Origin of the sequence: Limnobacter sp., from assembly GCF_964228395.1 — a bacterium.
GTDB lineage: Bacteria > Pseudomonadota > Gammaproteobacteria > Burkholderiales > Burkholderiaceae_B > Limnobacter.
Map to the genome: position 1 here is coordinate 1 of NZ_CAXQZX010000157.1, position 9286 is coordinate 9286.

General features: G+C 55.1%; 10 protein-coding genes. All 10 read right to left on the reverse strand.

The window, feature by feature from the left end; translation table 11 throughout:
• Nucleotides 1-421: 421 nt before the first annotated feature.
• Nucleotides 422-934: a chemotaxis protein CheW gene (locus ACEQU8_RS13465; RefSeq protein WP_370264288.1), complete on the reverse strand. Its 513-nt coding sequence runs from the start codon at nucleotides 932-934 to the stop codon at nucleotides 422-424.
• Between the two features lie 17 nt (nucleotides 935-951).
• Entirely contained in the window at nucleotides 952-2859 is a 1908-nt protein-coding gene (locus ACEQU8_RS13470) for a PAS domain-containing methyl-accepting chemotaxis protein (protein WP_370264289.1), read from the reverse strand.
• A 22-nt stretch (nucleotides 2860-2881) separates the two neighbouring features.
• Entirely contained in the window at nucleotides 2882-5131 is a 2250-nt protein-coding gene (locus ACEQU8_RS13475; RefSeq protein WP_370264290.1) for a chemotaxis protein CheA, read from the reverse strand.
• A 2-nt stretch (nucleotides 5132-5133) separates the two neighbouring features.
• The gene (locus ACEQU8_RS13480; RefSeq protein WP_370264291.1) at nucleotides 5134-5475 is read right to left on the reverse strand and encodes a lipid asymmetry maintenance protein MlaB; all 342 of its coding nucleotides are present in this window, start codon (nucleotides 5473-5475) and stop codon (nucleotides 5134-5136) included.
• A 1-nt stretch (nucleotide 5476) separates the two neighbouring features.
• Nucleotides 5477-5842 carry a response regulator gene (locus tag ACEQU8_RS13485; RefSeq protein ID WP_370264293.1) on the reverse strand — a complete coding sequence of 122 codons (366 nt, stop codon included), beginning with the start codon at nucleotides 5840-5842 and terminating at the stop codon, nucleotides 5477-5479.
• Nucleotides 5843-5860: 18 nt separating this feature from the next.
• Entirely contained in the window at nucleotides 5861-7066 is a 1206-nt protein-coding gene (locus tag ACEQU8_RS13490; protein ID WP_370264294.1) for a methyl-accepting chemotaxis protein, read from the reverse strand.
• On the reverse strand, nucleotides 7063-7260 hold the full coding sequence (locus ACEQU8_RS13495) for a hypothetical protein (RefSeq protein ID WP_370264295.1): 198 nt from the start codon (nucleotides 7258-7260) through the stop codon (nucleotides 7063-7065). Before ACEQU8_RS13495 ends, ACEQU8_RS13490 begins: the two co-directional genes overlap by 4 nt.
• A gap of 249 nt (nucleotides 7261-7509) precedes the next feature.
• Complete coding sequence (locus tag ACEQU8_RS13500) at nucleotides 7510-7800, reverse strand: hypothetical protein (RefSeq protein WP_370264296.1); 291 nt, start codon at nucleotides 7798-7800, stop codon at nucleotides 7510-7512.
• 45 nt (nucleotides 7801-7845) lie between these two features.
• Entirely contained in the window at nucleotides 7846-8823 is a 978-nt protein-coding gene (locus ACEQU8_RS13505; RefSeq protein ID WP_370264298.1) for an alpha/beta fold hydrolase, read from the reverse strand.
• A gap of 199 nt (nucleotides 8824-9022) precedes the next feature.
• A partial coding sequence (locus ACEQU8_RS13510) for a DUF3299 domain-containing protein (RefSeq protein WP_370264299.1) occupies nucleotides 9023-9286 on the reverse strand: 264 nt, incomplete at its 5' end.

Consider the following 9286-nt stretch of genomic DNA (forward strand, 5'->3'; position numbering starts at 1 on the left):
GCTGGCTTCTGGGCAAGCGAAGGCGGCTCAGGTTGCGTGCGAGCAGGTCTTGCGCCCGCTTGAGTCACGGTTGCGCGAATCACCGGCATGGCCAAGCGCAGCGCCGGGGCTGGGGTGGCACTGGCCGCGCAGGCCGCTTCAGGGCAGCCCGCCCGGTTTGGCCCACACCGAGGGGCCGAGGCGTGTTTCCCCGCCAAGCCCCCGCTTGGCGGGAAACCGAATCGGATGCAATGGCGACATTTTCGCCTTGCATGTCCCCTCGGAAGGGACAAGAAGGGGACCACGGGCTGATCCCAGGCCCAGTGGCTTGGGCCGCCCCAGCCTAGAAGCGCGGCGCACAGCACTCCAAAGGGCCAATCCCAGGCCCAGCGACCTGTGCCAACCCGGCATCAACACGCAGCGCGATCAAACGAAGTGCAGACTAGGCCGCTGCCTCTTCAAGATCCGATGGAATTTCGAAGTCCAGCAAACGCTCGACATTGAGCACCAGCACAAACTCCTCCTCCACCTTGCCAATGCCCCGCAAGAAGTCGGTTTTCACCCCAGCGCCAAACTGCGGTGGTGGCGCAATGGACTCACTATTGATGTCCACCACCGCATTCACGGCGTCCACCATGAATCCAACCACCTGCGTTTGCTCAGCCATTTGTGATTCTAAAATCACGATGCAGGTTCGGCGATTCACTGTGGTGCTTCCCTGCCCAAAGCGGGCGCTCAGGTCCACCACAGGCACCACCGAGCCGCGCAGGTTAATCACTCCGCTGATGCATTGCTGCATCATGGGCACCACGGTGATTCGCCCAAACTCAATAATCTCTTTGATCCGTAGAATTTCCACCGCCAGTTTTTGATCCCTCACCTGGAACGTTAAAAACTGGTGGCTTGCGCCGTCGGCTTGCGAGGCCTGCGCAATTTGTTCATTCAGTTGTCGCATGTTGTGCACCCCTTGCATTAAAACTCGTCGAAGTGATCAAACCCGTCCACGCCAGCATGCGCATGCTGGCCCTTGGCGGGTGCAGCGGAGCGCTTGGCGGGTGCCGCCCCCCCTGAACGTTTGTTGCCAGTGTCAAAAAAGCTCATGGCATTGATCAACAGGCTGGCTTGACCGCTCATTTCCTCAGCTGTGGCAGCCAGTTCTTCCGAGGCAGCCGCGTTTTGCTGGGTTTGCTGGTTCAGGTTCATCATGGCCTGATTAATTTGAGCCACGCCATTGGTTTGCTCATTGGAGGCAGCGGTAATTTCTTGTACCAAATCAGAGGTGCGATTAATGGCGGGCACCATTTCTTCCAACAAGGCCCCGGCACGCTCGGCCTGCTTCACACTGCTGCCAGCAAGGTCGCCAATTTCCTGTGCGGCCACCTGGCTGCGCTCGGCCAATTTACGAACTTCAGCGGCCACCACGGCAAAGCCCTTGCCATGCTCCCCAGCGCGCGCTGCTTCAATGGCCGCGTTCAAGGCCAGCAGGTTGGTTTGGTAAGCAATGTCGTCCACAATGCCAATCTTGTCGGCAATCGCTTTCATGGCATTCACTGTTTCAGTCACGGCGCGACCACCCTCTTTGGCCTCTTCAGCGGCTTTGGTAGCAATTTGATCGGTCACGCGGCTGTTCTCGCTGTTTTGCTTAATCGAGCCTGCCATTTCCTCGATGCTGGCAGACACCTCCTCCACACCAGCAGCCTGGCTGCTTGCGCCTTGCGACAAGCTCTGCGAAGTTTTAGAGATTTCACGCGCCGCATTGGTCAGCGAGTCGGCATTGCCACGCACGTCTTCAATGACATCGCGCAGGCGATCAATGGTGGCATTGACATCGTCTTTCACCTCACCAAACAAACCTTGATAGCTTGCGGTGATTTTTTGCGTCATGTCACCTTTGGCCAACAACTTCAGCACACGGCCAATGTCCTCTAAACCAGCGGACGTTGTGCCAAGCAGTGTGTTCATACTCTCAGCCAGCTTTTTGAAAAACCCGCTTTTGTCGTTTTCACGAATTCTCTCGCTAAAGTCACCACTGCTGGCTCGACTCACAATTTCGGAAATTTCATTTTCTATGGCCACCTCTGCGGTTCGATCTTTCCATTCAACCACATACCCGAGTCGAACATTCGCGTCATCGTCGACTGGATTAACGGCGAGGTCGAATGTACGGCCACCAACTTTTAACTGGGCCTTGTGGGTATTTTTGAGGTTGCTCAACATACCCCGCTGATGCGACGGGTTTTTGTGAAAAACATCGATGTTGGTTCCGATCAATTTGCCTGCATTGAAGTTAGGAAGGTCTTTACGAATGTCGCTCTCAGCCCTCCGAAGCATGTCTAATAAAGACGCATTGCCATACACAATATTAAAACCAGCGTCGGCCAGCATCACATTGGCCTCAACATTCTCAAGACCGCCCAGAGCGCGTCTGTTAAAAATCGACTTCAAGGTTGCCTCGGTGATATCAATGGCAAACTTGACGACCTTGAATGGTTTGCCAGTGCTGTCCATGATCGGGTTATAGCTGGCTTCGATCCATATCGCTCTACCGCCCTTGCCAAGGCGCTTGTATTGGCCAGAATCAAACTCACCCCGGCCAAGTTTGTCCCAAAACTGACGGTATTCAATCGTATTGGCCACGCCTGGCTCAGCGAACATGCTGTGATGTTTGCCTTTGATTTCATCAAGGGTGTACCCCATCGTTCTTAAAAAATTGTCGTTGGCGTGAATAATGGTGCCATCAAGCTTGAACTCGATCATGGCTTGCACCTTGCTCACCGCGCTTAGCACCGCGTTGGCCTCACTTAATTTCTTCTGCAGCGTCTCGATTGCTTCTGTCTGCTCGGTCAACTGTTTTTTGTTTAAAAAATCAAATGCTCCCATGATCGTTTCCTTTTTTGGTTGATTAGGCGCTGGCTGTGCTCAAGCTTGCGCGTGGTGCTGCAGGTTGATCGGGCTTGAACGTGGCCTGGGACCCGTCGCTGCCATGGATTGAAATATTGCTCACCTCAGTGATTAACTTGGGCACATCGATAATGAGCGCCACATCACCGTTGCCCATGATGGTTGCGCCACTGATGGCGCGGTTGGATTCGAACAAATTGCCCAAGGGTTTGATGACGGTTTGGGATTCGCCGTGAAGCTGATCGGCCACGATGCCCGCCTTCACGCCACCGAAGCTCACCACAATGATGTTCTCGCGCTTGGGCTTGCCCGCTGTGCTGCCAAACACCTTGCGTAAACGCACACAAGGTAAAAATTCGCCACGCAGGTCGTAGTGAAGGTTCATGCGGTCGTCGCTGCCCAAGGCCCCAGGGGGAAGCTCCAGGCATTCGCGCACATACGACAACGGAATCACGTACACCGAGCCACCCACGCCAATCATGAAACCATCAATGATGGCCAGGGTTAGCGGCAAGCGAATCTCGAACGTGCAGCCATGACCAGGCTTGGAGCGAACTTGCACAGAGCCACGCAGGGCTTCGATGTTTTTCTTCACCACGTCCATGCCCACGCCACGGCCCGAAATGTCGGTGACCTTGTCTGCCGTCGAAAAACCCGGAGCAAAAATCAACATGTTCACCTCGGCATCGCTGAGGTTTTGCTCGGGTGTCACGATGCCTTTTTCAATGGCTTTGGCCAAAATTTTGTCGCGAGCTAAACCTCGGCCATCGTCGCGCACTTCAATCACAATGTGGCCACTGTCGTGGTAGGCGTGCAAACCCAATTTTCCGGTGGAAGGCTTGCCGGCAGCGGTACGGGCCTCGGGGGTTTCCAGCCCGTGGTCCAAGGCGTTGCGCACCAAGTGCATCAGGGGGTCGCCAATTTTTTCCACCACCGATTTGTCGAGTTCGGTGTCTTCACCAGAAATTTCAAGTTGAATTTGCTTGCCCATGCCCATGGACAAATCGCGCACCACACGTTGAAAGCGCTGGAAAGTTTCGCCGATTTGTACCATGCGCAAACCCAGCGCACCATCGCGAATTTCTTCAATCAGGCCAGCCACGGCGCTGGTGGACTCCAACATGCTGGTGTGGTTCAACTGCTTGGCTTGCTCCACAGTGCCAGCATTGGCAATCACCAGTTCGCCCACCAAGTTGATGAGTGCATCCAATTTGTCGGAAGGCACGCGAATGAATTGGCTGGTGGCAACAGCCTTGTTGTTTGTTGCCTTGCCTTGCTTGGCCATGCCAGCTTGCACGGTTTGAGTGGCTGGCGCGGCAGCAGCAACTGGCCCTTGCTCGGCCACGGCTGGCTTGTCTGCAGGTATTGCAGCAGCACGCGCAGGTCTCGCAAACCCGGCCTCTTCCAACAGCGCGCTTGCACGCGCCAAGCCCTCGGGCATGGCTTGCGCAAAGCTGTCCCATTCTTCGGGGCTGCAGTCATGCGGCAGGCAACGCACCGTGCTTTCGTCACTCAAAAACTCAAAGGCGTCCTCAATGGCGGGCAAACCTTTGTCGGTCACAAAGCGCAACTCAAACCCCAGGTAGCACGCTTCGGGATCCAACTCGGCAAAGACAGGCAGTTTGTCCAGCACGGGCAACACACATTGCATGTCGCCAAAGGTTTGCATATAGGCAAATATGGGCGATGGGTCAAACCCGTCACACAGGGTGCTGCGCGCCAGGCGAACCGACACATGCCATGTGCGGGCAGCGGCTGCGCCGCTTTGCACATCACTGGCGGTTGCTTGCGACGCGTTACCCTGGGCCACGGTGGGCTGGCCCACAGAGGCACGGGCTTCATCCACCAAATAGGCTTGCAAGCGAGTGGTCAGGCCTTGTTGGGTGGGGGCCAGTTGAGCATTCACCTCGGTGGCGCTGCCACCACTTTCAATCGAATCCACCAGGTCCGAAATGTGGTCACGACATTCCAGCACCAGGGTGCTCATGTCGGCATCAAACCCTATTTCGCCATTACGCACGCGGTCCAATACGGTTTCAAGGTCGTGCACAAAGTGAGTAATGATTTGTAAGCCAAACACACCTGCACTGCCCTTGATGGTGTGCGCTGCACGAAACGCAGCGTTGAGTACCTCACCATCGGTGGGGTTCTGTTCCAGTTGCAACACATGGCTTTCTACTTCGCCCAGCAACTGGCGTGCTTCGGTAAAAAATATGCCACGAGAGGCATCCAGATCCAGTTCAAATGCCATGTTTAGCGCTCCACAACACCGGCGTTAATCCAGGAGCTCACCCCCAAGCGGGCCGCCTTCAGGGCCAGCACTTCAGAAGGTGCAGTCCAGTGCACATGCAAATTCACAGCAGGGTCGTTCTGGATGCACAACAACAGTTGCAGCCCAGCGGTGTCCACCTCTTGGCACTGGCGAAGATCAAGCAACACATGTTGCCCCTCAGCCAGACCTTGTCGAATTTGCTCAGCCAAGCTGGCACAGCAGCCAATGCTCAGTTCTTCCAGGGAGATGCGGCATTCGGCCTTTTCTGCAACTGGGTCAGCGGCCACAGCCAAATCCCCATGTACCTCAAGTTCATCTTTCATGTCAGGCCACCAATTTGTTCACGGCTGCAATCATCTGCTCAGGCTTGAAGGGCTTGACCATCCAGGCTTTTAGCCCAGCCGCCTGCCCCTCGGCTTTCAGCTTGTCGTCGCTTTCGGTGGTCAACATAATGATGGGCACAAACTTGTAGTTGGCCAGCTTTTTGACCTCGCGCACAAAGCTCAAGCCATCCATGTTGGGCATGTTCAAGTCGCTCACAATCAAGCTGATTTTGCGGCCATCCAGCTTGGTCAATGCGTCTTTGCCATCACAGCCTTCCAACACCTCAAAGCCCTGGCTTTTCAGGGTCATCGACACCACCTGCCGAAGCGATGTGGAGTCATCCACAATCAGTACTGTTTTGCTCATGTTGTTTGTCTTCCCCTGTCAAAAAAATGTCAGATCATCATCGGCCGCTTTGGCCTTGGTCTGTGCTGCATGCTGCCCACCGTGGTTGGTGCGCTCCTCGGCCATGGTGTAGTTGCGCTCCAGCTCATGCATAAGGGCAGGCACATCCAGCGCCTGCAGACCCTCACCCAATTGCTGTTGCAACTGGGTCAGGCTGTCTTGCACATGACCAAGAATTTGCGACACACGGTCTTGAAACTGAAAGTGCACCACGGCGTTGTTCAAGCTGGCAGACACTTGATGCGTGTTGGCAATAATCTGCTCGCTGGCGTGTTGCAGCGGGGTGGTGACCTGCTCGAACTGCCGAACCACGCCCCCCAAAGTTGAACTGGCTTGCTCCAGCACATGTTGGTCGCTGTTTTGCATGCGGGTTGCGCCATCGCCTGCACGTTTGGCGGCCTGCGCAATGTGCTGCACACGCTCGCGAATTTTCACGCCGGTGTCAGCCGACAACATCGACAACTTTCGAACCTCATCAGCCACAATTGAAAAACCCCGCCCTTCTTCGCCCGCACGGGCCGCTTCAATGGCGGCATTCAAGGCCAACAGATTGGTTTTGGCGGCCAGCACCTCCACCGAACTGGCCATTTTTGCCAGCTCGTCGGTGGAGGCAATAAAACCCTTCACCTCGTTCATGATGGTGGACTTCTCGTCAAACGACTGCCGGATCTGTGCAAGCATTTGGTTCAAACTGCTGGACACCATTTCTGCCAGTCCCGCCGCCTGTCCGTGGCCGGCACTTGAGGCCCCGCCAAGCACATGGGCCGCGTCGGAAGCCACGCTCACTGTGGCATTCAGCTGAGTGTGAATGCCCGAAAACGCTTCAGCCAAACTCACAATGCCCTGCTCCATTTGTTGGTTGGCGGTGTTTAACTGTTTGCTCAGTGTGGGCACCCACTGGTGGGCCATGTTGTTCAACTGGGAGTCGGCCGCGGCATGGGTGTGCAGGTCCACCTGTTGGGTGGTTTGTTGTTGCCCCAGGCTGGCTTCCAACGCTGCAATGCGTGGGTTTAGCCGCACATACACGGCTGCACCGGCGGCAGCGGCGGCCAACACACCCGCCGCACTGGCCCAAATGCCCTGCAACACCGTGGCGCCCAGCCCAAGCAAGCCAAAGCACAGTACCAGCAGGGCCACCGGGGCCAGTGTTGGAGCCGCATTGCTGGGTTTTAACGAATCGCTCATGGGTTTGCATGTCCTGTTTTTGGCGGTTGTAAGTGCGAGGCGGCTTTCATCACGGGGCATTCGATCTGCTGGCTTGGCTCTTCTTGAAGGTCAAGCGCCTCGTACCAACCATGCTCAAACATACAAACAGCCTGGGAGTAAAGTTTGGCCAGAAGACCATGGCTGCTGTGCAGCACATGTTGAATTAATTGCATCGCACCCCTCACCAACTGTTAAATGGCTTAAATAATCGAATTGACGCTTAGTCAGTGTGCGGGGAATACCCCTCATGCAATCAGGGGAAAAGAAGTGGATTTTTCATCCATTATTGGGTTAATGCTTTTTGGGGGCCCCAGAACAGGGAAAATGTGTAAAACATAGTAAAAAACCCGCAAGGAATGCGGGTTTTTATGACTCAGTACGCATGTTCCATTGCGGCAACCACGCGCGTTCGGATTAAAAATTCAGGGTTGAGAAGGTTTCAACACCATGCCCAGGGGCCCCTTGATGGTGCCATCGGTGTTGAGGTCATAAATGGTGGTGTCACCCTGGTCGGAGATTTTCACCTTGTTGTCTTCCACCACGTAGGTGGATTCTTTGGTGATGCCCATGGTGGAAATGTACACCGTGCCATCTCGCTGGAATTCATACTTTTGAATGCCCAGTTCGTCTTTGTACGTTCCATCCAGCCCTTTGCTGCACGCCAGCAACACGAACGCACTGGCCGCTAGCAACAAGGTATTGCGAATTCTCATGCTTCAAATCCTTTCTAAAATTGGACATGAAGGCACATTGCGATGTCAGCCCAGCCAAAACTCCTGCAGCACTTTGGCTGTTCGAATCGGAATTTCAACCATGGGCAGGTGCCCCACACCGTCAAAAAGTATCACATCGGCATGCGGAATAATCGCCTGGTAGGTGAAAGCCCCGGTGTAATGAACCAAGCGGTCCTCTTTGCCCCACATGATGAGGGTTTTGGATCGATTGGCGGCCATGCCCGGCCCATTGGGGTTGGGGGCATTCACAAACATTTGGTGAAACAGGTGGCGGTTCACATGGCGACGGCTAATGAGGTCTTGCGCCATCATGGGCGCCAGCGCCAAGGCAATCGCCTTGTTGTGAACAGCCAGGCTCATCAGGGTGTGAGCACCCGCAAGGCTTTCTACAATCATGGGGTTGCGGCCTTCTTTCAAGCCCGCTTCAAACACCGTGTGCTGCTCGCCTTTGCCGCCAGCCGGGTTCATCAAACACAGGCTGGCTAGCAGTTCTGGGTGCCGACCAGCCAGCAGGGCGGCCACCAAGCCACCCACCGAGTTGCCCACCACATGGGCAGTGCCTTGCACATGGTCGTCCATCCAGGCTGCCACGCGAGCCACTTGGTCATCCAACCCGTATGGCAGGTTGGGATTGAATTCACTCTCGCCCCAGCCCGGCAGGTCCAACACATACAGGCGGTATTGTTTGAGCAAAAAAGGCACCAGGGACAACCAGTTTTCTTTGTTGGAAGCAAAACCGTGGAACAACACCACCGAGGGACCCTCTGCATTGCCACCCTCGAGCCACACCAATTCGTGATCGGCCACCTGGGCGCTGCGGCGCTTTAAGCCCGACAAGCCAGCGTGCAATTTGTTGATCAATGGCACAGCGCTGCGGTTTTTCCATTCACGGATTTTCAAGCCGTGTGGGGGGCGGGCCAGGTTCAAATACCTGGGGGCCACGTCCTGCAAAAACGCCAACTCCAAATCGTGCATCACTGACAGGGACGTGCTGTCGCTCATGCTGCCCATGACTCATTGACCTCCGGTGGATGACAGTGTTTGTGTGCTGGGTTACACCTGCACCAAACGTTTGTTTGTTTTTTCGAATGTTACATCGCGTGATGTAAAGGTATGAATATGATGGAGGGCTGTCAACGATAAAAATAGAGGGGTTTTTACTAATTTATTAAGAATTTATGAAAAATCAATGGCTTGCAACTTATTGGTCATAAGGCTGCAAACCAGTGGCCACCAGCTGGTAGGCGGCGTCACCAAACTCGCTGCTAAAGCGATTCAGTTGTAATTCACCCCACACCCAGTAAGCTTGCATGGCGCCCATGGCGGGCTGCGGTTTGGCCAGTTTAACGTGAATGATCTGGTTGGCGGGCGGCGGCGGTGTGTGAATGCAGGCGCCAAAGTATGGCACCAGCAACAGTTCGTCTACCCCAGCTTCACTTTGCTCCACCGGGATCACAAAGCCGGG

What these genes read in the sequence shown, in the direction of transcription:
- ACEQU8_RS13465 (WP_370264288.1), bottom strand. Translation starts at nt 934, where the DNA reads ATGCGACAACTGAATGAACAAATTGCGCAGGCCTCGCAAGCCGACGGC.
- ACEQU8_RS13470 (WP_370264289.1), bottom strand. Translation starts at nt 2,859, where the DNA reads ATGGGAGCATTTGATTTTTTAAACAAAAAACAGTTGACCGAGCAGACA.
- ACEQU8_RS13475 (WP_370264290.1), bottom strand. Translation starts at nt 5,131, where the DNA reads ATGGCATTTGAACTGGATCTGGATGCCTCTCGTGGCATATTTTTTACC.
- ACEQU8_RS13480 (WP_370264291.1), bottom strand. Translation starts at nt 5,475, where the DNA reads ATGAAAGATGAACTTGAGGTACATGGGGATTTGGCTGTGGCCGCTGAC.
- ACEQU8_RS13485 (WP_370264293.1), bottom strand. Translation starts at nt 5,842, where the DNA reads ATGAGCAAAACAGTACTGATTGTGGATGACTCCACATCGCTTCGGCAG.
- ACEQU8_RS13490 (WP_370264294.1), bottom strand. Translation starts at nt 7,066, where the DNA reads ATGAGCGATTCGTTAAAACCCAGCAATGCGGCTCCAACACTGGCCCCG.
- ACEQU8_RS13495 (WP_370264295.1), bottom strand. Translation starts at nt 7,260, where the DNA reads ATGCAATTAATTCAACATGTGCTGCACAGCAGCCATGGTCTTCTGGCC.
- ACEQU8_RS13500 (WP_370264296.1), bottom strand. Translation starts at nt 7,800, where the DNA reads ATGAGAATTCGCAATACCTTGTTGCTAGCGGCCAGTGCGTTCGTGTTG.
- ACEQU8_RS13505 (WP_370264298.1), bottom strand. Translation starts at nt 8,823, where the DNA reads ATGAGCGACAGCACGTCCCTGTCAGTGATGCACGATTTGGAGTTGGCG.